Annotated in this window: 18 protein-coding genes; 11 read left to right on the forward strand and 7 right to left on the reverse strand. The window is 69.5% G+C overall.

From position 1 onward, the window contains the following. Positions 1 to 118: 118 nt before the first annotated feature. The 4 genes from prpB to AC1DCT_RS08750 all read right to left on the reverse strand — a co-directional run bounded on the left by prpB (position 119) and on the right by AC1DCT_RS08750 (position 4,310). Complete coding sequence (prpB, locus tag AC1DCT_RS08735; protein WP_477428597.1) at positions 119 to 1,030, reverse strand: methylisocitrate lyase; 912 nt, start codon at positions 1,028 to 1,030, stop codon at positions 119 to 121. Then, the gene (locus AC1DCT_RS08740; protein WP_477428599.1) at positions 1,030 to 2,556 is read right to left on the reverse strand and encodes an MmgE/PrpD family protein; all 1,527 of its coding nucleotides are present in this window, start codon (positions 2,554 to 2,556) and stop codon (positions 1,030 to 1,032) included. Before AC1DCT_RS08740 ends, prpB begins: the two co-directional genes overlap by 1 nt. Then, a complete protein-coding gene (locus tag AC1DCT_RS08745; protein ID WP_477429640.1) occupies positions 2,553 to 3,233 on the reverse strand; it encodes a GntR family transcriptional regulator in 681 nt (226 codons plus the stop codon). The genes AC1DCT_RS08740 and AC1DCT_RS08745 overlap by 4 nt, the downstream gene beginning before the upstream one ends. Before the next feature lie 96 nt (positions 3,234 to 3,329). After that, positions 3,330 to 4,310, reverse strand: a complete 981-nt coding sequence (locus AC1DCT_RS08750; protein WP_477428601.1) for an EamA family transporter — start codon at positions 4,308 to 4,310, stop codon at positions 3,330 to 3,332. A gap of 39 nt (positions 4,311 to 4,349) precedes the next feature. Between AC1DCT_RS08750 and AC1DCT_RS08755 the strand changes: the two genes are divergently transcribed. From AC1DCT_RS08755 to AC1DCT_RS08790, 8 genes are all read left to right on the forward strand, one after another. Next, the gene (locus AC1DCT_RS08755; RefSeq protein WP_440734253.1) at positions 4,350 to 4,886 is read left to right on the forward strand and encodes a CGNR zinc finger domain-containing protein; all 537 of its coding nucleotides are present in this window, start codon (positions 4,350 to 4,352) and stop codon (positions 4,884 to 4,886) included. Positions 4,887 to 5,021: 135 nt separating this feature from the next. Next, the gene (locus AC1DCT_RS08760) at positions 5,022 to 6,299 is read left to right on the forward strand and encodes an ABC transporter substrate-binding protein (RefSeq protein WP_477428602.1); all 1,278 of its coding nucleotides are present in this window, start codon (positions 5,022 to 5,024) and stop codon (positions 6,297 to 6,299) included. Between the two features lie 97 nt (positions 6,300 to 6,396). Then, a complete protein-coding gene (locus tag AC1DCT_RS08765; protein ID WP_477428604.1) occupies positions 6,397 to 7,335 on the forward strand; it encodes a carbohydrate ABC transporter permease in 939 nt (312 codons plus the stop codon). Then, positions 7,335 to 8,249: a carbohydrate ABC transporter permease gene (locus AC1DCT_RS08770; RefSeq protein WP_477428606.1), complete on the forward strand. Its 915-nt coding sequence runs from the start codon at positions 7,335 to 7,337 to the stop codon at positions 8,247 to 8,249. Before AC1DCT_RS08765 ends, AC1DCT_RS08770 begins: the two co-directional genes overlap by 1 nt. A 2-nt stretch (positions 8,250 to 8,251) precedes the next feature. Next, entirely contained in the window at positions 8,252 to 10,195 is a 1,944-nt protein-coding gene (locus tag AC1DCT_RS08775) for a DUF8034 domain-containing protein (protein ID WP_477428608.1), read from the forward strand. Further along, positions 10,192 to 10,974 carry an RraA family protein gene (locus tag AC1DCT_RS08780; protein ID WP_477428610.1) on the forward strand — a complete coding sequence of 261 codons (783 nt, stop codon included), beginning with the start codon at positions 10,192 to 10,194 and terminating at the stop codon, positions 10,972 to 10,974. Before AC1DCT_RS08775 ends, AC1DCT_RS08780 begins: the two co-directional genes overlap by 4 nt. Then, the gene (locus AC1DCT_RS08785) at positions 10,944 to 11,972 is read left to right on the forward strand and encodes an aldo/keto reductase (protein WP_477428612.1); all 1,029 of its coding nucleotides are present in this window, start codon (positions 10,944 to 10,946) and stop codon (positions 11,970 to 11,972) included. The genes AC1DCT_RS08780 and AC1DCT_RS08785 overlap by 31 nt, the downstream gene beginning before the upstream one ends. Continuing rightward, a complete protein-coding gene (locus AC1DCT_RS08790; RefSeq protein WP_477428613.1) occupies positions 11,972 to 12,853 on the forward strand; it encodes an amidohydrolase family protein in 882 nt (293 codons plus the stop codon). Before AC1DCT_RS08785 ends, AC1DCT_RS08790 begins: the two co-directional genes overlap by 1 nt. A 22-nt stretch (positions 12,854 to 12,875) precedes the next feature. Here AC1DCT_RS08790 and AC1DCT_RS08795 read toward each other — a convergent pair whose 3' ends face one another. The 3 genes from AC1DCT_RS08795 to AC1DCT_RS08805 are packed head-to-tail and all read right to left on the reverse strand — an operon-like array spanning position 12,876 to position 18,221. Next, positions 12,876 to 13,529 carry a GntR family transcriptional regulator gene (locus AC1DCT_RS08795; RefSeq protein ID WP_477428615.1) on the reverse strand — a complete coding sequence of 218 codons (654 nt, stop codon included), beginning with the start codon at positions 13,527 to 13,529 and terminating at the stop codon, positions 12,876 to 12,878. Between the two features lie 19 nt (positions 13,530 to 13,548). Then, positions 13,549 to 14,154, reverse strand: coding sequence for an SGNH/GDSL hydrolase family protein (locus AC1DCT_RS08800; RefSeq protein WP_477428617.1), 606 nt, complete (start codon positions 14,152 to 14,154; stop codon positions 13,549 to 13,551). After that, positions 14,145 to 18,221, reverse strand: coding sequence for an Ig-like domain-containing protein (locus AC1DCT_RS08805; protein WP_477428619.1), 4,077 nt, complete (start codon positions 18,219 to 18,221; stop codon positions 14,145 to 14,147). Before AC1DCT_RS08805 ends, AC1DCT_RS08800 begins: the two co-directional genes overlap by 10 nt. Before the next feature lie 394 nt (positions 18,222 to 18,615). Between AC1DCT_RS08805 and AC1DCT_RS08810 the strand changes: the two genes are divergently transcribed. From AC1DCT_RS08810 to AC1DCT_RS08820, 3 genes are read left to right on the forward strand one after another with little or no spacing between them, the layout of a single operon-like run. Beyond that, entirely contained in the window at positions 18,616 to 19,470 is an 855-nt protein-coding gene (locus tag AC1DCT_RS08810) for a carbohydrate ABC transporter permease (protein ID WP_477428621.1), read from the forward strand. Further along, positions 19,467 to 20,366 carry a carbohydrate ABC transporter permease gene (locus AC1DCT_RS08815; protein WP_477428623.1) on the forward strand — a complete coding sequence of 300 codons (900 nt, stop codon included), beginning with the start codon at positions 19,467 to 19,469 and terminating at the stop codon, positions 20,364 to 20,366. Before AC1DCT_RS08810 ends, AC1DCT_RS08815 begins: the two co-directional genes overlap by 4 nt. A 45-nt stretch (positions 20,367 to 20,411) precedes the next feature. After that, a complete protein-coding gene (locus AC1DCT_RS08820) occupies positions 20,412 to 21,728 on the forward strand; it encodes an extracellular solute-binding protein (RefSeq protein ID WP_477428624.1) in 1,317 nt (438 codons plus the stop codon). The last annotated feature ends 7 nt before the right edge of the window (positions 21,729 to 21,735 follow it).

Here is a 21,735-nt window from a genome sequence, read left to right on the forward strand (position 1 = left end):
AATGCTGCTCCTTCGCAATGCCTAGGGGTCGCTGTCTCCGGTCGTTGAGCGAGGAACGAAGTGACGAGACGAAACGCGGTGCCTGCGAGTTCGCTGCGTTTCGTCTCGCTTCGCTCGCTCAACGACCGTTTGTGGTGTCGATGCTGAAGTTGAAGACGTTCGTGTCGAAATGGTTGTACGACTCGTAGTCGATGAGGTCGTACAGATCTGCGCGGTGCTGCATCTCACCGAGCTTCGAGGTCAGGTGCCCCTCCTCGTTCAGGGTATCCAGCGCGCGCCCGGTCGCACCCATCGCGATCCGGAGCATCGAGACCGGCCAGATCACGATGCTCACGCCCGCGTCCTTGAGCTGCGCCGTCGTGAACAGCTCGCTCTTGCCGAACTCCGTCATGTTCGCGAGGATCGGCACGTCGAGCTCGGACGCCATCCGTTCGAACTCGGCGAGCGTGCGCATCGCCTCCGGGAAGATCGCATCCGCACCGGCGTCGACGAGCGCCTTGGCCCGGTCGACCGCGGCGTCCATGCCCTCCACCGCGCGGATGTCGGTGCGCGCCATGATGAGGAAGTTCGGATCCCGACGGGCGTCAACGGCGGCACGGATCCGCTTGGTCGCGGTGGACTCGTCGACCACGGCCTTGCCATCGAGGTGCCCGCAGCGCTTGGGGTTGATCTGGTCCTCGATGTGGGTGCCGGCGAGCCCGGCATCCTCGAGGGTCTGGATCGTGCGAGCCACGTTCATGGGCTCGCCGAAGCCGGTGTCGGCATCGATGATCGCCGGCAGCTCGGTCATCCGGGCGATCTGCTGCCCTCGCCCCGCCACCTCGGTGAGCGTGGTGAGGCCGATGTCGGGCAGACCCAGATCCGCGGACAGCACGGCGCCGGAGATGTAGACCCCGTCGAAGCCCTTCTGCTCGATGAGCCGGGCGGAGAGCGGGTTGAACGCACCGGGGAAGCGCAGCAGCTCCCCCGCCGCGAGCCGCTCCCGCAGGATCCGCCGCTTCTCGGCGGCCGGTGTGGTCGAGTACAGCATCAGAACAGGCCCTTGGGCGCCGGTGCCATCGCGAGCACGCCGGGTGCCGCGACGATCGAGAGCTGGGCGACCTCCTCCGCGGTGAGCTCGGGCAGGCGCTGCACCAGCTCCAGGAAGCGGTCGATCTCGGCCGGCTCGAGCACCGGCTCGGCGAGGATCCGGAACTTGCGGATGTAGTCCTCCCGGGCGAACGGCCTGGCCCCGAGGGGGTGCGCGTCGGCGACCGCGATCTCATCGGTCACGGTCTCGCCGTTCGTCAGGCGGATCTCGACCCGTCCGCCGAACGCCTTCTCGGCCGGGTCGATCGAGTGGTAGCGGCGGGTCCACTCCTCGTCCTCGGCCGTGGTGATCTTGTGCCAGAGCGCCACGGTGTCCTCGCGCTGCGCGCGCTCGGGCGCGTAGGAGTCGACGTGGTGCCAGCTGCCGTCCTGCAGGGCGACCGCGAAGATGTACGGGATCGAGTGATCCAGCGTCTCGCGGGACGCGTGCGGGTCGTACTTCTGCGGATCGTTCGCGCCGGATCCGATCACGTAGTGCGTGTGGTGGCTGGTGTGGATCACGATCGAGTCGACGTTCTCGGGATCCGCGAGCTCCGGGCGCTCGTTGTGCAGCTTCCGGGCGAGGTCGATCCAGGCCTGCGCCTGGTACTCCGCGGAGTGCTCCTTCGTGTACGTGTCGAGGATCGCGCGCTTGGACTCGCCGGTCACGGGCAGCGGCACGTCGTAGGACGCGTCCGGGCCGTCCAGCATCCAGGCGATCACGCCGTCCTCGCCCTCGTAGATCGGGCTCGGCGAGGTCTCGCCGCGCATCGCCCGGTCGACGGCCTCGACCGCCATCTTGCCGGCGAAGGCCGGGGCGTGCGCCTTCCAGGTGGAGATCTCGCCCTTGCGGCTCTGCCGCGTGGCGGTCGTGGTGTGCAGCGCCTGGCCCACCGCCTGGTAGATCGTCTCCACGTCGAGGCCGAGCAGGGTGCCGATACCGGCGGCGGCCGAGGGGCCGAGGTGCGCGACGTGGTCGATCTTGTGCGCGTGCAGGCTGATCGCCTTCACCAGGTCGACCTGGATCTCATACCCCGTCGCGATGCCGCGCACCAGCGCGCGACCGTCGGCGCCGACGTGCTGCGCCACGGCGAGGATCGGCGGGATGTTGTCGCCCGGGTGCGAGTACTCGGCGGCGAGGAAGGTGTCGTGGTAGTCCAGCTCGCGCACGGCGACGCCGTTCGCCCAGGCCGCCCACTCCGGGCTCGTGCGGCGCTCGAGCGCGCAGCCGAACACGGTGGATCCGGATCCGTTCACCGAGACCGGGTGGTCCAGCGCCTGCTGCCGGGCGGCGCTGACGGGGGCGCGGGTGAGCGAGGCAGCCGCGACGGAGGCGTTGTCGATGACGCGGTTGATGATCATGTCGACGACGTCGGCATCGACACCGACCGGGTCGGCGGCGATCTCGGCGATGCGCCAGGCGAGCTGCCCCTCGCGCGGGAGCTGCTCGTCGCTGCGGTGCACGCGGAGGTGGTGGGTGACGGTCATGCTCTGGCCTTCTTTCCGGACGGGGTCGTGGTGTCGGGATCCGCACCGGCGAGCGAGTCGAGGATGCTCGCGAGCGCGTTGTGCAGGTGGACATGGGTGGCGTGCGCGGCCAGGTCGCCGTCTCCGGATCCGATCGCCTCCGCGATCAGGCGGTGCTCGCCGGCGCTCGCGGCGAGGCGGGCGGGCTTGTCCCGTGCCATCCGGCGCACGCGCACCAGGTGGGTGCGCACGGTGCGCAGCGCCGCGGTGAGGTAGTCGTTGCCGACCGCCGCGTCGAGCGCCTCATCGAAGCGGGCGATGAGCGCGTAGTACTGGGCGCGCCCCTCCTCGTCTCCGAGAGAGCGGGCGGCGTGGGCGAAGCGATCGGCGAGATCGGCGAACTCGGCGCGGTCGGTGGCGGCCGCGGCCGCGCGCGCGGTGCTCTCCTCCAGCGCACGGCGCAGCGCGAACAGGTCGCGGATGTCGTCGGCGTCGAGCGCGGCGACCACGGTGATGCGCGGCGAGACCTGCTCGACGAGCCCGTCGGCCGTCAGCCGTCGCAGTGCCTCGCGCAGCGGAGTGCGGCTCACGCCGAGCCGCTCGGCCTGCTCGACCTCGGCGAGCACGGTGCCGGCGGCGAGGGATCCGGACTGGATCTCCTCGAGCAGTGCGCGGTACGCGAACTCCCCCGCGCGCATCCCCTCGGCGACGATGGTCATGCCATCAGTGTATGCACAAACGCGACCCATGAGCGAGCTTCGCCCGAAGTGGAGCTATTTCGTATACATTGAACGTCAGTGCAGTGTGGCGACCGGCTCCGGCATCGCTTCCGGATCCACCTCGTCGACGACGGGCTCCCCGAGCTTCACGAGCACCACGCCGACGAGCACGAGCGCACCGCCGAAGGCCTGCACCAGATCGGGCAGCTGACCCAGGAACAGCCAGCCGAACAGCAGCGCGGCGATCACCTCGGAGAGGGCCACGAACGACGCGAAGCGGGATCCCAGCCTGCGCGTCGAGACGATGCCGAGCACATACGCGAGCGCGGTGGCGATCACCCCGACCGCGATCACGGGAACGAACCAGGGCAGCGTGCCGAATCGGTAGGTGACGTCGTGGGTGTTCCACGTCATCGGCAGGATCCCGGTCGCCCCGGCGACGGTCAGGCCGATCGCCCCGATCAGCAGCCCGAGTCCGGCGAGCGCGATCGGAGGGAGGCCTGTGTCGCCGCGGCCGGAGAGCAGGAAATAGGTGGCCGCTCCGACCATCGCACCGAGCGCCCACAGGATCCCGATCGGATCGACTCGGGATCCGGTGAAGACCTCCAGCATCAGCACGAGTCCGACGAACGCGACGACCGCCCCGACCATGCCACGAGCACCGGGGCGCTCGCCACGGCGGAGCCAGAGCCAGAGCACGACGGCGATCGGCGCGGTGTACTCGACGAGCAGCGCAAGGCCGACGTCCATCAGGGCCACGGCCTGGAAGAAGCACAGCTGCGCCGCGGTGACCGCGAGCAGCCCGTAGACGAAGATCATGCCCGCGTGCTTGCGCACCACGCCCCAGCGACCCCGCAGCGCGAGCAGCGTCGGCACGAGCAGCACGAGCGCGGCCACCCACATGCGTACGGTGACGGCCGCGCCGGGGCTCCAGCCCGCATCCATGAGGCCGCGCGCCCACGCGCCGCTCATCCCGAACGAGAGTGCAGCACCGAGGGCGAAGACCAGTCCGACGCGCACGCCGCCGGCCCGCTTGTCATTTGCCACTGTGCTCATGACATGTGACGCTACTCGGATGAGATGTAAGATGTCAACATGATCTTCACCGATGACACCGAGGAGACTCTCCGGGCCGCCGTGTGGCTCGTGAACTCGGCCGAGGATCCCGACACCCTCGTCTCCCTCAGCGATGAGGCGACCTTCCTCGGAGGGTTCGGGTACACCGGACGGATCGATCGCGACGAAGCGGAGCTGGCGGGATTGCGGGAGCTCCGCCCGCAGCTGCGCACCATGCTGCTGGCCCCGCGCGACGACATGGCCGCAGCCGTCAACGACGCCCTGGCCCACGTCTCCCTGACGCCGCGCCTGGCCCGCCACGGCGACCTGGACTGGCACCTGCATGCGGTGGCCGACGACCACCCCCTCCCCGAGCGCGTGCTGGTCGAGACCGCGATGGCCCTGATCGACGTGATCCGCGCGGAGGAGGGTTCCCGCATCTCGGTCTGCGCGGACGACACCTGCGAGTCCGTCGCCCTGGATCTCTCGCGCAACCGGTCGAAGCGCTACTGCTCCACGGCCTGCGCCAACCGCAACGCCGTCGCCGCCTATCGCGCCCGTCGCGCCGAGGCCTGATCCACCCACCCTGGCGGCGATCAATCAGCGCCCGCGGGAAAACGCTTACTCAGACCCTTCGAAACCCTTCACAAACGATTATCGATTAGTGTATCGTCGCGGGTGCCCCACCACCCGCATCAGGAAGGATCAACGATGATCAAGGGCCGCCTCATACCCGCCGCCGGCATCGCCGCAATCACCGCTGTCGCCCTCGCCGGCTGCAGCGGTGCCGCCACGCCCTCGAGCTCCGACGCCGCCGGCACCGAGAAGGTGTCGCTGCACGTGCTCGTGAACGTCACCCCCAACCTCACCGAGGAGTACTGGAACTCCCTCGTCAAGCCGTTCGAGAAGAAGAACCCGAACATCGACGTCGTCATCCAGAACCCCGGAGCCGAGGGCGTCGCCGCCGCAGTCCCGCGCCTGCTCGCCTCGGGCGATGCTCCCGACGTCGTGCAGTCGCTGGCCCCCACGGCCGAGCTCGCCCCCGAGCTCGTCGACCTGTCGAAGTACGCCTGGGCCAAGAAAGGCCCCCTCGCCGACCAGTACTCGATCGACGGCAAGAACTACATGGCCGGCATCGGGGTCCAGCTGCAGAGCCTGGTCTTCTACAACAAGAAGGCGTTCAGCGACGCCGGCATCACTGCACCGCCGAAGACCGTGGACGAGCTCACCGCGGACCTGGGCAAGATCAAAGCTGCAGGCTGGGACGTGCCGGTCCAGACCGGCGGCGACTGGATGACCAGCCACACGCTCCAGGTGCTGGGTCTGCCGACCATCGTTTCCAAGGATCCGAAGTTCTACCAGGACATCTCCAGCGGCAAGACCACGTTCACCAAGGCCTACGGGTCCGCGGTAGAGACCTACGCGGACTGGGTGTCGAAGGGATACCTCCCCAAGGAGGCCCTGGGCATCAAGTACGCCGACGCCGAGCAGGCCTTCCTGAGCGGCAAGAGCGCGATCTATCCGATGGGCAGCTGGTTCGTGGGCAGCCAGGCGAAGGCGGCGGACTCGGCCGAGATCGGTGTGTTCCGTGCGCCGGCGGAGAAGAGCTCCCAGACCCCGGCGATGGGCGCGAACATCGCGAGCCCGTACTCGATCCTGAACTCGAGCAAGAACCAGGACGCCGCGGCCAAGCTCATCGAGTACCTCACGACCGACAAGGCGGCCGTGGCCTCGCAGCTCAAGGTCGACGGCAACTACCGCGACGGCTACACGTATGAGATGACCGCTCTCGGCGAAGAGCTTCAGAAGATCGTCTCCGACACCAAGGCGTCGTCCTACACCCCCACGGGCGGAGGCTACGGCGAGCGCACGATGCCGACCGGATACTCCGGCGAGATCAACACCCAGACCCAGGCACTGCTGGGCGGCGCACCTGCAGCCGACGTGCTCAAGAGCATGGACGACTGGTTCGCCGCGAACGCCGGCTGACTACCGGAGCACTGAGATCGTGACGATGACACGTTCCCCCGGGGGCAGGACGGCCCCGGCCGCCCGCCCCCGGGGCACCGCATCCGAGGAGGAGCCCATGGGCAGCGCTGCCCGCACCGCGGCGACGACCCCCGCGCACCGCAGGGTGAGCACGGCCCGCCGCCTGCAGCGCGCGCTCCCCGGCTTCCTCATGAGCGCCCCGGCCGTGGCGGTGTTCATCGCGATGTTCGTGATCCCGATGATCCTGGCCTGCGTGCTGAGCTTCACCAACTGGAACGGCTACAGCCTGCGCTTCACGTTCATCGGCTGGGAGAACTACGTCCATGCGTTCCGCAATCCGCGCTCCGCGCAGGCGGCCCTGTTCACGGGCGTGATCGCGGTCACCGGCACGATCCTGTGCAACGGGGTCGGTCTGGCGATCGCGGCGCTGATCTCCGGATCCGGTCGCGCGAACGCGCTCCTGCGCACCGTCTTCTTCTACCCCTACGTGATCAGCGGCCTGATCATCGGGTTCCTCTGGTCGGCGATGCTGGCCCCGCACGGCGCGGTGAACGGCGTCCTCGGGGCGATCGGCCTCGGACCGCTGCCGTTCCTCACGGATCCGACGTTCGCCAAGGCGAGCGTCATCCTCACGATCGTGTGGTCGCACTTCGGCTTCAACATGATCCTGTTCCTCGCCGGCATCAAGTCGGTGCCGGCCGAGTACTACGAGGCGGCGACGGTGGACGGGGCGAGCCGCGGAGAGCAGTTCCGCAGCATCACGTTCCCCCTGATCGCCCCCGTGTTCACCGTGAACCTGGTGCTCACGCTCGTCGGCCTGCTGAAGGCCTACGACGTCGTGCTGGCGCTCACCGACGGCGGGCCCGCGGGGTCGACGCAGACCATCGTCTACCAGATCCTCAAGGACTCGTTCGCCCGCTCGGCGCTCGGCCTGGACGCCGCGCAGTCCGTCATCCTGCTCATCGTCACGGCGGCGGTCGGGCTGGCCGTGACCCTCATCCGCCGCCGAGCCGAGCAGAAGGTCGTGGACGACTGATGAGCACCGCCACCAGCCTCAACCCCGCTGTGCGCCCGCCGTCCTCGCGCGGGCGCGTCTGCCGCGCCGGTCGCACGCGGGCACCGCTCGTCGCCCGCCTTGCCCGGTGGATCGTGCTGACGGTCGTCGCGGTGGTCATGGTCGTGCCGCTGTACACGATGGTGATCAACGCGTTCAAACCGCAGAAGGAGATCATCGAGAGCCCGCTGCTGATCACGCCGCAGAGCTTCACCCCCGAGTTCCTCTGGGCCGCCATCACGAGCAGCAAGTTCAACGTGATCGCCGCCTACGGCGTGACGCTGCTGTTCGTGGTGCTGGTCAACCTGTTCTGCATCCTGCTGTCGGCGCCGGTCGCCTACGTCATCGCCCGCGGACGCTCGAAATGGCACATGGGTCTGCTGCTGCTGTTCGTCTCCGGCCTGTTCATCCCGGGCCAGGTCACCCTGATCCCGGTGGTGTTCGTGCTGCGCGTGCTCGGACTCATCAACACGATCCCCGGATTCATCCTGTTCGAGACGGCGGCCACGCTCCCGGTGACGATCTTCCTGTTCTCCGCCTATCTGCGGTCGGTGCCGCGCGACATCGACGAGGCCGCGGCGCTCGACGGAGCCGGTCGGATCCGCGCGTTCTGGACCTGCATCTTCCCGATCATGCGACCCGTCGTCGCGACGATCGTGGTGCTGAACTCGATCGGGGTGTGGAACGACTTCGTGAGCCCGCAGATCATCCTCGGCCCGGGTTCGGGGATCTACACCGTGACGACCGGGGTGTACGCCGCGGTCGGCGAGTTCTCGACGGACTACACGCAGGTGTTCCCGACGCTGCTGCTGGCGATCGCACCCGCGCTGGTCTTCTTCGTTCTCATGCAGAAGCACATCATCGGCGGCCTCGCCGCCGGAGCCACGAAGGGCTGACGATGACCCATCCGATCACCTCGCCGCTGCGCGCGATCCCCGCCTGGGCCGTGCTGCAGCGCCGCCTGTTCGACGAGGTCGAGGACGCCAGGCGGCTGTTCGCCGAACGGTACACGCTGCCCGACGGACGCCTCCGCGGCGTCGCGGAGTTCGAGGACCGCGACGGCGTGGACGACCTGTACGAGCCGTTCTTCAACTGGCCCGCCTTCTACCTCCTCGGCGGCGACGACGCGGCGCTCGCAGATGCCAAGCGCTGCTGGGAGGGGGTGACCGCACAGCTCTCCGAAGCGGGCATGCTCACCGACGAGTACGAGAACGGGTACGACTGGTTCCACCAGGGCGAGTCGGTCCTGCTGTTCGCGGGCATCCGTGCGGCGGATCCCTCCGACACGGTCTTCGCCGAGCGCGCGCGCCGTTTCGCCGCGCTCTTCACCGATCCCGCGCGCGGCAACTACGACCCGGAGCACAACATCATCCGCGCCCCGCACAACGGTGCGCTCGGCGCCCGCGCAGGCCTGGAGGATCCGCAGCCGGAGGGATCCCCGCTCGCCGGGCGGGTGCGCCCCTACTCCGCCGGGCGCGCGGAGATGCGCCCGTACGGACTGCCGATCCACGGGCTGGACGGGATCTCGGAATGGGACGATCTGGCCGACCCCGGCAACGCGCAGCGCATGGCGGACGAGCTGCAGCGCCGTGCGGCGGGCGACGTGCCTGTGAACCTCGCCGCCACCTCGCTGCCCACGCTGCGCTGGCTCGACGACGGAGACGAGGGATCCGCGGCCTGGATCCGCCGCTACGTCGAGGGTTGGATCGCGCGCGCGGCGGCGAACGACGGCCTCGTGCCCGACAACGTCGGCCCCGACGGGACCGTCGGCGCCCTGCAGGACGGCCGGTGGTGGGGCGGCCACTACGGCTGGGCCTGGCCGCACGGCTTCCATTCGGTCGCCATGAGCGCCCTCATCGGCGCGATCAACCACTCCCTCGTCACCGGTCGCGACGATGCTCTGGAGCTGGTGCGCCCCGCGCTGCAGACCGTGCTGGAGCACGCGGTCACCGGCTCGGTCGAGGACAGCACCTACAGCCTGCGCGGAGGCTGGCGCGCCCGCCTGGGCGAGGCCGCGTCCCGCCCAGGCCTGCTCGTGCCCTACCGCCACGCCATCGACGGCTGGTTCGACTTCGGCCCGCTGCAGCTCGACATCCCGCTATGGCTGTGGTGGTGGAGCCGGACGCCGGCCGATCGCGCGCTGCTCGACCGCGCCCGTGCGGGACTTCCCGTGGGGACCGACCTCGTGGCGCCGTTCCGCGACAAGGAGGAGGCGGGACACGAGGCCGGCTGGATCGCGTTCCTGGACGGAGAGCTGCCCGACTACCCGGAGCGCGCCCTGGAGATGGCGCTCGGCCAGGTGTCGCGCCGGGTGGCGATGATGCTCGGCGACGACGCCGATCCCGACGCCGCGCACCTGCACTTCTGGCAGCGGGTCAACCCCGTGGTCACGGAGGTGCTCACCCAACTCGTCGGCGGCGCTCCGCAGATGCTCTACAACGGCGGGCTCCCCTTCACCGCGCTCCGCTACGAGGACGTCGAGCTCGGCCGCCCCGGACTCCCCCGCGACGTGGCCGCGCTCGTGCACCGCATCGACGACGCGGGCGTCGGGCTGCGCCTGGTCAACACGTCCGTGGTGCGGGCCCGCACCGTGCGGATCCGCGGCGGTCGCTTCGGCGCCGACCGGATCGTGCGGGTCAGCGCGACCGCCGAGGAACCCGGGGCGTTCCCCGGCGCGTCCGGGTCCTATCGCGCCGTCGAGAACCCGACGGTCACCACCACCTGGGAGTGCGACGACGACCTCGTCGTCACCCTGCCGCCGGCGCACGCCGCCGACCTCGACCTGATGATCGCCCGCGGGGCAGGAACGCCCCGACTCGACCCCTCCGGAGGAGACGCATGAGCGCCGACCTGATCCGTCCCGACTTCGCCCTGCCCGTGCGCGGCGCGGCCTACGCCCGTCCGCCACGGGAGCTCGTGGAGGACTTCGGCGGCCTCTCCTCGGCCACCGCCTGCGCCAAGCTGCACGGACTCGGCATCCGGCACAGCTACATCGACGGACCCGAGCCGCTCACCACCGGCAGCCGCGTGGTCGGATCCGCCCTCACCCTGCAGTTCATGCCCCAGCGCGAGGACATGGCCTCCGGGCAGGGCCAGGAGTACGCCGAGCGGCACACCGCGCTCTGGCACGTGCTGGAGGCCGTGCAGCCGGGCGACGTGCTCGTGATCCAGGCGTACGGCAGCCGCTTCTCCGGCTGCATCGGCGACATCCTCGCGCGCTACTTCGCGCGCAAGGGCGGCGCGGGGATCGTCGTCGACGGGCGGATCCGCGACGCCGGCAGGATCCGCGAGCTCGGCATCCCGGTCTGGTCCACCGGCACGACCCCGCACTACGCCTCGCAGTCCGAGCTGGTGCCCTGGGCCTTTGACGTGCCGGTGGCCGTGGGCGGCGCCCTCTGCATGCCGGGCGACCTCGTCGTCGCCGACGACGACGGGCCGGTGGTCGTGCCGCAGGCGATGGCGCCGCAGGTGATCGACTCGGCCCGCGACCACGAGGAATGGGAGGTGTTCAGCCGCGCGCGCCTCGACGACGGCGCCCGCCTGAGCGACTACTACCCCCTCACCCCCGACACCCGCGAGGAGTACGAGGCATGGCGTTCCGTGCAGAGCTCCGTCCGCTGAACCCCGCTCCTCTCCGCGGCGTCGCGTTGCGCGACGACCTCGGCCTCGGCTGCGCGCCCATCGGCAACCTCTACACGCCGGTCGCCGACGACGACGCCGTCGCGACCGTGCGCGCGGCGCTGGACGACGGCGTGCGCTTCTTCGACACCGCGCCGCACTACGGCGCCGGGGAGAGCGAGCGTCGGCTCGGGCTGGCGCTCCAGGGTGTGCCGCGGGACGACTACGTGATCGCGACCAAGGTGGGCCGGCGGATCGTCGATGCGTCGGGGGATCCGGTTCGAGGATCGGCGACCGGCCACGACACGATCGCCGACCTCAGCCGGGACGGCGTGCTGCGCAGCCTGGAAGCGAGCCTCGAACGCCTGCGCACCGACCGGATCGACCTGCTGCACCTGCACGATCCGCTCGACGTCGACGCCGGGCTCGCGGGGGCGATGGGCGCGCTCGCGGAGCTGCGCGAGCAGGGGGTCGTCCGAGCGATCGGCGTAGGGTTGGGCAAGCTGCCGCCCCTGCTCCGCTTCACCGCGGAGGCGCCGGTCGACGTGATCATGGAGGCGGGGCGGCTCACCCTGCTCGACCGCGCGGCGGAGGAGGAGCTCATGCCCCTCGCCGCCGCGCGCGGGATCGGCGTGATCGCCGCCGGCGTCTACAACACCGGGATCCTGGTCGCGCCGGACACCGCGCCCTACTACGAGTACAGGCCGGCCTCGCTCGCGCTCGTGGCGCGCGCCCTCGCGCTGCAGGACGCGTGCCGCGTGCACGGCGTCGAGCTCGCGGCCGCGGCGGCGCGCTTCCCGCTGCGGCACGGCGCGGAGGGCGTCGTGATCGGGGCGCGCACCCCGGCCGAGGTGCACGCGTTCACCCAGGGCCGCGATGTCGCGATCCCCGAGGAGCTGTGGCCGGAGCTGGACCGGATCGCCCTGGATCCGGCTGTGCCTTCGAGCGCCGGTGCTCCGTCTCCCGGGACCGAGTCTCCCGCACCAACAGCCGGACGCTGATGCGGATCCTCGACGCGCACGTGCACCTCTGGGACGTCGACGCCCTCCCGATCCCGTGGTTCCGCGACGACCTGGGCCTGCCCCGACGCGCCCTGCCCGAGACTCTCGGCGCGCTGTTGCGTGCGGCGGGCGTCGCGGGCGCGGTCGCCGTGCAGGCCGCCGACTCCGTCGCGGAGGCCCGGTGGATGAGCGGCATCGCCGCGGCGGATCCGCTCGTGCGCCGCGCGGTGCTGCAGTATGAGCCCGCGCCGGATCGGCCGCTCGGTCTGACCGCGGCGGTGCGGGACGCCCCCTCTTCGATCGCCGGCACGGCCGCCGCGGAGATGCCGCAAAGGGCCATCTCAACGGCCGCCGGCGCAACCGCGGCCGCCGTCGCCGGGATCCGCGCGGCCGTGCCGCAGTTCGCCGCCGACCTCTCCGACGTCGCCGGGCTCGAGGATCTCGCCGCGGCGGCGGGCGATGCCGGGCTCGTCGTCGAACTGCTGCTGCGACCCGAGCAGCTGCGGGGTGCCGCAGCGCTCGCGCATCGGCACCCCGCCACGGCGTTCGTGGTGTGCCATCTGGGACTCGGCGCGGCGGAGCCGGATCCGTCCTGGTTCCGCGACCTGGCGACTCTCGCCGCCGAGCCGAACGCGCACGCCAAGACCTCGGGGCTGGTGCACCCCGACCGCTCCCCGGCTGGGCTGGCGCGGGTCCTCGCCGCCGCCGTCGACGTGTTCGGGGCCGATCGCCTGCTGCACGGCAGCGACTGGCCGATCTCGGCGCGGCACACGCCCTACGCGGACGTCGCCGAACGCATCGCGACGGCGCTTCCCGCCCTCTCCCCCGCCGAAGCCGAGGCGTTCTGGTCGGGGACGGCCGCCCGGTTGTACCGGCTCTGACGCGAGGTCCGCAGAGCCGGTCTCAGTCGTTCAGCAGAGTTCCGGCCGCATGCGCGCGGAACAGCGCCGACGCGGCTTCGGCGTCACCGCCGTCGAGGGCGTCGAGCAGGCCCTTGTGCCAGTCCGCGACCTCATGCCAGTCGCCGGTGAAGGCCGGGTCGCCCAGCACGTGCATCACACGCAGGCTCGGCTCGAGAAGGTCCCACATGCGCGGCAGGTAGACGTTGCCGCTCGCCTCGATCACCGTCCGGTGGAACACGAAGTCGAGCTCGCGGAATCCGGCCAGATCCGATGCCTCGGCGGCCGCGTGCATCCGCTCGATGAGGCCGGTGAGCGCACCGCGGCGCTCGTCGTCGAGAGCTCCGCAGGCGAGTCGTCCGGCGAGAGCCTCCAGCTCGACGCGCGCGATCTTGGCCTGCGCCGCCTCTTCCGGGGAATAGCTCGCCACGAAGCTGCCCAGGTGCCGCACCTGCGACACCAGGCCCTCGTGCGCGAGACGCTTCAGGGCGTCGCGCACGGGCGCCTGGCTGACCTGCAGCTGCCGGGCCAGCTGCGACTCCACCAGCTGCTCGCCGGGAGCCAGCGAGGACTCCTTGATCATCGCCTTGATCATCGAGTAGATCTGATCCGACAGCAGCCCTCGCTGCAGGTTCGTCGAGGCCAGCGCGTCTGTCATGCTGCTCATTCTAGATCCATTATCGACTATCGCTAATGCTCGACGCGGCCGTCCACGCGTCCGCGATCAGGCGAGACCCTGCGGGCGTGGGGTGCACCCCGTCGGGGGCGAGCTCCGCCGGCGCCACGGCGCGTGCGGCCTCGGCGAAGAGCGCGTCCAGCGGTACGAAGGCCGCGCCGTATTCCCCCGCGATCTGCGCCGCCGCGGCGCGCTTCTCGTCGAGATCCTCACGCCAGGCATCCTGCTCGAGGGTCGGCGGCAGGAAGAACGGCTCCATCAGGATCAGCCTCGGCTCGTGCGCGGCCACGACGGCGTCCAGCAGTCGCCGATACGTCGCCGCGTACTGCGCAGTCGGCGTCGGATCCGCGCTGTCATAGCGGCGCAGCATCTCGTTCACCCCCACGAACACGGTCAGCAGATCAGGCGCGGTCGGCATCAGCTCGGCATCCCAGCGCGCGGCGAGGTCCGCGATGCGATCACCGGCGATGCCCAGGTTGCGCACTGCCGCCCCGCTCGCGATCAGCCCGGGCGTCAGCAGCGACACGTACCCGTCGCCGAAAGAGCCGGGATCGGCGCGATCGCGCCCGGCGTCCGTGATGGAGTCTCCGATGAACGTCACGCGCATCGTGGCACCTCTTCCTCGTCCTGCTTGATCTTCGGCCGCACCGAGATGTCGAGCGTCGTGCTCTGCCCCTGATAGGAGATCGTCAGCGTCTGGCGCGGGCGCACCTTGTCACTGTCGAATCCGCTCACCATATCCGCCGCGACCGGCGTGCTCGTGAGCGTGCCGTCGCTCCAGCGCACACCCAGGACCATCCCGGTGACGTCGAGGTCGTCGCCGACCACGTAGCGGGTCTTCGGATCCGCATCGGCGGCCCAGCAGATGCCCGTGATGGTCGCCGGCGGCGGAGTGGGCCGCACCGTCAGGGTGTTGGTCTTCGCGTAGTGGTACAGGTTGAGGAATCCGTCCGCCCCGATGCGCAGGTTCTGCCGTGCGTCGAGGGTGTTCCACACCGTCTTCCCGTCCACCCGCAGCACCACCCGGGTTCCGCCGGTCTCCTTCACCGCGCCCACCTCGATGCGGTGCGTGCTGTTCGGCGCGATCACCGTGTTCGGGATGACGTCGAGCATGGTCTGACCGGGCGACCAGCTCTGGAACTCGAATGTGTCCTGCTTCACGAGGAACAGGTACCCCGTGTTCGAGTTCTGCCAGGCCGGGATCCCGGTCTGGTCGGAGCGCACCTGGAACCCGTACCAGCCGCCGTCGAAGGCCCCGAAGTCCGCGTCGAACTGCAGCAGCCCGTCGCCGAAGCGCTCGGCCTTGTAGCCGTGCACGCCCTGTCCGCTGATCGTCACGCCGGCGTCGCCGACCGAGATCACGTCGGACGCGCTCCAGTTCGCGCCGTCCTTCAGCTGCGCGTCCAGGCGCACGGTCGGATAGGTCGCATCCGCCACGGTCACCGCGACCGCGGCGGTCGCCGTGGGCTCCGCCACGCTGGCGACGGTGATCGTGGTGGATCCGGCGCCGACCGCGGTGAGGCGCCCCGCGGCGTCGACGGTCGCGACGGCCGGATCCGCGCTGGTCCAGCCGACACGCAGGTCGCTCGCGTCCTCCGGGGCGATCTTCGCGGCGACGGTCCGGCGCTCACCGACGTTCATCGACACCGCGGAGGCATCGACGGTCACGCCCGTCACGAGCACGGCGGAGATCGAGAAGCCGATGTCGTCGACGTCGAGCGAGGGGTAGCCCTCGACGTAGAACCCGACGCGTCCCGCCGCGCCCGGGGCCGGATCCGCGCCGTCGAGGACGAGCTTTCCGCCTACGGAGATCCGGACGCGCCCGTCCTGCACCGCGACCCGCACATGCGACGTCTTGCCGTCGGGCAGCGCCTGGTCGGCCGGCAGCACCTTCTCCGCGACGGCCTTCCAGCCGTCGTCGAAGACCGTCCAGGTCGGACCGGCGGCGGCATTGCGGTAGCGGATGTACCCGCCGCCCTTGCCGTTGCGGTCGTAGATCACCAGGCCGGAGCCGGTGGCCGCGGGCCCTGCGGGCGTGGTCACGTCGACGTCGAGCACGAACGACGTGAAGTCCCGCGGGAGCACCGCGTTGGCGCCCTTGACGATGCGGTAGACGTGGTCGCCGGTGCCGTCATCGACGATCTTCCGGTTCGGGTCGGTCGGCCAGCCGTTCGCGCCCGACTCGAAATCGGTGAAATGCAGCACGCCGTCGCCCTCGTCCACCGTCACGGCGATCGTGGCCGTGAACGCCGGGTTCGACGCGGCGGTCGCGGTGACGGTGGTCGCACCCGGAGCGGCACCGGAGATCGTGCCGTCCGCGGCGACCGTCGCGATCGCCGGGTCGACCGAGGCGTAGGTCAGCTTCGCATCGGCCGCGTTCCACGGCAGCGGCACCGCGGCGGCGCGCACATCGTGCCCGACGTCGACCCGCACCGCATCGGCCTGGAAGGCGACGCCCTCGAGTGCCACCTTCTCGGGAGACTGGGACTGCCCGATCCGGCCCTGCACGCCGATCTTGTCGAAGGCGATCGCCTGGAAGCCGGGGATCTGCGAGAACACGGCGGCATCGGGCTTGAGGCGGTAGTCGCCGTGCGCCGCATCCACGAAGCCGGGGTCGGACGCGGCGACCATGTTGGTCTCGTAGTTGAGCAGGTTCTTGCCGTCCTTGGCGCCCTGCGCGTTCAGGCCCGACGGCTTGCGGTTCGGGTTCCAGACCACGTTCTGCGCGAAGGTGCTGTGGTTGGGGAAGTAGTGGTCGTCCTCGAAGAAATGGCCGAGTTCCGGATACTTCTCCAGATACGGGGTGCCGACGAAGTCGTTGTTGTCGGCGAACACCTGCTTCCAGGCGGGCATGTAGTCGCGGTCGACGACGTTGCCCTCCTGGTTGCCCATCCATTGCTCGTAGTTGTCGTAGGGCACGAGGTTGTCGATGAAGACGTTGTTGCGCGCCTCGATGTAGTCGGCGGATCCGCTCTTGATGCCGGAGTTGCCCATGTTCACGAACACGTTCTTCGTGATCTCGAGGTCCCATGTGAAGTTGTCGGCATAGATCCCCTCGACGCCCGCCATGCCCACCCCGATGTCGTGGAAGTAGTTCTCCCGGAACACGTGCCCGCGCTGCTGCGGCGTCTTGCCCGAGTTCATGTAGATCGCACCGAGGTCGTGGAACTGCTTGCAGACGTCGTACACCTCGTTGCGCTCGAACAGGTGGTCGTTGCCGTAGACGATGATCCCGGGATGCGGCGCATCGTGGATCTTGTTGTTCTTCGCGATGTTGCCGACCCCGTCGAACATCACGCCCGGGTTGTAGGCCTTGTGGTAGTACGCGAAGTCCGCGATCTCGGAGTTCTCCACGCGGTTGCGGCCCGGCGCGAGCGTGGTCTTGTCGCCGCCCTGCAGCACCGCTCCGATGCCGCCGATGTGGGTGATCCTGCTGTCGGTCACGGCGTGGTCGGTGCCGCCGCGGTTCACCGGGATGCCGTCGTAGGTGTACCGCCCGGGCGAGTTGATGAGCACTCCGCCATCGGAGAAGTTGCGGATGTCCGCGTGCGACACGGTCACGTGCGAGCCGCCGAGGATGACGGCCGCGGTCGCGCGCCCGTACTCCATCGCGATGTCGTCGAAGGTCACGTACGACGCCCCGTCGGTGCGCAGCATCGGATCCTTCAGCGTGGTCACGGTGATGTCGCCGCGGCCGGCCGCGAACGCCGCGTTCGGCATGAGGTACAGCACGCCCTTGTCGCGGTCGATGTAGTACTCACCGGGGGCGTCGAGCTCCTCGAGCAGGTTCTGCGCGAAATGGAAGTCGGGGAACCAGCTCTTCATGATCCCGCTCATCTCGCCGTAGCGCAGCGTGATCGTCTTCTTCTCGGTGTCGATCGACTGGATCTTGTTGTACGACCATTCCCAGCTGTAGCCGAAGATCCCGTCGAGCCACACGTCGTTCGCCTGGGTCCAGTACTTCGGACGGTCGTATCCGTAGGTGAACGTGCCGCCGCGGTCCTGCAGGTCGGCGTCCTTGCGGGTCGGCCCCGGGTCGATGATGTCGCCCATCTGCACGGTGGGCTTGACCGCGTCGGCGTTGGGCCAGCGCGCGAGCGTCATGCCCTGGCCTTCGATGTAGAGCTCCATGGGGGGCGTGGTGCTGACGTCGTTGGCCTTCCAGTACCCGTGCCGGCTGAGCTGGCCGTAGTCGGTGAGGCCGAGCGCACGCAGGTCGATCTGCTGCACCCTGTCGCGCGCCGACGCCTCGACGATCCGGTCGCGCACGGCCGGGTCGGTGACCGCGGTGAACCCGTCCTTGGGCAGGGTGCGGCCTCCGCTCAGCGTCGCGCGCTCGCCGGGATAGGACCGGTACGTGATCGGCGCCTCCGCGGTGCCGGAGTCCTGGGCGTCGAGCTGGAACGACGCGTCACGCTGGTATGTGCCCTGCCGCAGGTACACGGTCGCGCCTCCGGCGGGAAGGGATCCGGATCCCTTCAGCGCGCGGATCCGATCACGTGCGCCTTCGAGGGTGGCCAGGGGCGCATCGATCGCTCCGGAGGCGGCATCGTCGCCGCCGGGCGCGATGTAGAGCGCGCCGTCGTCGGCGGCCGCCGCGGCGGCCGCGCCTCCGGCGGTGAAGAGGGTGCCGAGCAGGGCGGCCAGGGCGAGTGTCGTCAGTGCACGCTTCATCGCGTCTCCGATATCTGGGGGCGGTGCCTGTCTGGGATGGGGACTGCGCCGTCGCGTCGCCGCGACTGATCGGACACTAGCGCAATCGATAATCGACTATCAAGCATCGATCTGGTCCGGACCCGCGGCGAGGCTCAGTGATTTCAAGGACGGAAAACCCCGATCGCTCAGTTCTAACCGCCTTTGCACAATTAATAACAGCGCTCGCTCGTTACCTTTTCGTGACAGATTCGTGTTGACGTGAACACGATTTGCCATGTTTACTGGGGCAAACGCACGGAGCACCCGATCTGTGCCACTCTCGCCAGCAAGGCCAAGGACGCCCTCGATGACAGAACCGCTCACTTTGTCTCACAAAGAGTCACAGAAAAGACCACGCCGCCTCAGTGATGGGATGTTCGCGTTCCTGCTCACGGTGCCCGGGCTCGCGCTCCTGCTCGCCGTGGTCGTCTACCCGCTCATCACCGCGCTCATCACCGCGTTCTTCAAGCAGAGCCTGGTGATGCCGGGCCGCGAGTTCGTCGGGATGCAGAACATCATCGACGTGCTGCAGGGCGACTTCCTTCGCCTGCTCGGCCAGACGCTCGTCTTCACGCTCGGCACCACGCTGGCCCCGTTCGTCATCGGATTCGGCCTCGCCTTGGCGCTCAGCACGAAGATCCGCGGCACGAAGGTGCTGCGCGGTCTCATGCTCATCCCGTGGCTCATCCCCGGGGTCGTCGTCTCGTTCCTGTGGATGTGGATCTTCAACGCCAACTACGGCGTGATGAACTCCCTGCTGCAGGGTCTCGGGCTCATCGACGAGCCGCAGGCGTGGCTCGCGCATCCGACCACGGCCATGATCGCCGTCATCGTCGCGAAGACGTGGCAGTCCTTCCCCTGGATGATGGTCATGCTGCTGGCCGGTCTGCAGACCGTGCCGCACGAGCTGCACGAGGCGGCCGAGATCGACGGCGCCGGCACCGTGCGCCGGTTCTTCTCGATCACCGTGCCGCAGATGCGCGGGATCATCGGCCTCGTCCTGCTGCTCGAGTTCATCTGGAACTTCCAGCACTTCGACATCATCTACGTGCTCACCGGCGGTGGTCCCGCCGGCGCCACCCAGACGTTCGCGACCGCCGTCTACGAGACGGCGTTCACCGGGTTCGATCTCGGCCACGCCGGTGCGATCGGCCTGCTCTGGATGATCCTGCTGCTCGGCCTCGTCGTCGTCTACGTCCGCTTCTCGGAGAAGGGGGAGAAGAAATGACCGCCGTGCTCGAGCAGTCCGCTCCCACCATCGCGCCCGCCCCCGCGCCCCGGCGGCGCCGCATCCGGCGCGATCATCGCGCGGTCAAGATCGCCGCCTGGGTCTCGATCGTCGTCTTCGGCGGATTCGCGCTGTTGCCGATCTACTGGCTGCTGGCGACCTCGCTCACTCCGCGCACGCAGGTGTTCTCCTATCCGCCGAAGCTCTTCCCCACCGAGATCACCTTCGACGCCTACGCCGCGCTCGCCGGCAACCCGGCGCTCTTCGGCTACCTGCGCAACAGCGTGATCGTCTCGGTGATCACCGCCGTGCTCTCGGTGATCGTGTCGGCCTACATGGGCTACGCGTTCTCGAAGTTCCGCTACCGCGGTCGTCGCAGCCTGATGTACTTCGTGCTCGCGTCGCAGATGTTCCCCCAGGCGCTGCTGCTCATCACTCTGTACGCGGTGTTCAGCGCCTACGGCCTGCTGAACACGTACACCGCGCTCGTGCTGTCGTTCACGACCTTCACGCTGCCGCTGTGCGTGTGGATGCTGAAGGGGTTCTTCGACACGATCCCGGACGAGCTCATCGAGGCCGCCCGGATGGACGGCGCCTCGCGGCCGCGCATCATCCACTCGATCGTCATGCCGCTGGCCGCTCCCGGCCTCGTCGCCGCAGGCCTGTTCGCCTTCGTGCGCGGCTGGAACGACTTCATCTTCGCGCTCACCCTGGCCGGTCCCGACAAGCAGACTCTGCCGCCGGGTCTCGTGAACACGTTCATCGGCGAGGCTTCCACCGCCTGGCCCGAGCTGATGGCCGCTTCCCTGGCGGTCTCGCTCCCCGTCGCCATCGCCTTCATCGCCCTGCAGCGCTTCCTCGTCGGCGGTCTGACCGCCGGCGCGGTCAAGGGCTGACCCCGCACGATCCCATCCACACCCTCGAAGAAGAGAGACCCGCCCATGAACTCCACCCGCCTCACCCGCCGCCAGCTGCTCTCGCTCGCCGGACTCGGCGCCGCCGGCGTCGCCCTCGCCGGCTGCATGCCCTCCGGCGGAGCCGCCGCAGGACCCAGCGCCGCTCCGTCGGGGTTCGCCGCCGGATCCTTCACACCCGCCGACTTCTCGTTCTCGAGCTGGTCGCTCACCGAACAGGCCGCCGCCCCGGCGATCAAGGCGCTGCTCGACGGCTACCGTGCGAAGCAGAAGAAGGTCACCGTCACGGAGGTCTCGTTCCCGTACAACGAGTACTTCAAGCAGCTCATGCTGCAGGTACGCGGCGGGCAGTTCACCGGAGCGGCGCACGTCGACGTCGCCTGGCTCGCCTCGCTCGCAGCCGTCGGCAAGCTGCAGGACGTCTCCCCGCTCACGAAGGGTCGCGACTACACCGACGCCGCCCTCAAGGCGGCCCGGTTCGACGGCGTGCAGTACGGCTTCCCCTGGACGATCGGCGCGATCGGCCTCGTGGGCAACTCCGAGCTGCTGACCAAGGCCGGCATCGATGAGTTCCCGACGACGATCGACGACTACGAGGCGGCGCTGAAGAAACTCAAGGCGCTCGGCAACGGGCTGATCCCGTACGCCGCGTCGACCAAGGCCGCGCAGCTCAAGGACATCCTCATCTGGATGCAGACGTTCGGCAGCCCGCTCGTGAAGGACGGCAAGGTCACGATCGGCGACGACGAGAGCGTCGAGGCGGTGACCTGGTACAAGTCGTTGTACGACCAGGGCCTGATCGCGGCCGATGTCGATCGCTTCGACGCCCGCTCGCTGTTCTCGCAGGGCCGCACCGCGATCTACGACGACGCCCCGGTGGGCCGCAGCGCCGTCACCAAGGATTCGCCCGACAAGGACCTGGACAGCAAGCTGGTCGCCCACGCCCGCCCGGTGCTGAAGAAGGGCGACACCCCGCGCGCACTGGTCTGGGGCGGCGCGATCGTGGTCGTCGGCGATGACAAGGGCGCCCGCACCGCCGCCGATTTCGGTCAGTGGGCCACGAGCGACCTGGACGCCGTGCTCGGCGACTACAAGCAGCGCGGGCTCCCGCCGGTCACGACCAAGGCGCTCGCGTCGGACGTGGTCGCCGCCGACGCGTTCGGCACGCAGTTCGCCGAGCGGATCACCAAGACCGCCACGACCAACCCGTTCTGGGTGTACCCGCAGTATGCGCAGATCGAGACCGTCGTCGCCGAGCGCGTGCAGGCGGTGCTCGTGGGTCAGCAGAGCCCGAAGGATGCCATGGCCCAGGCCGGCGAGGCCGCGCAGAAGCTGATCGGCTGAGACGTCG

It is taken from the genome of Microbacterium sp. 10L49 (assembly GCF_056395125.1).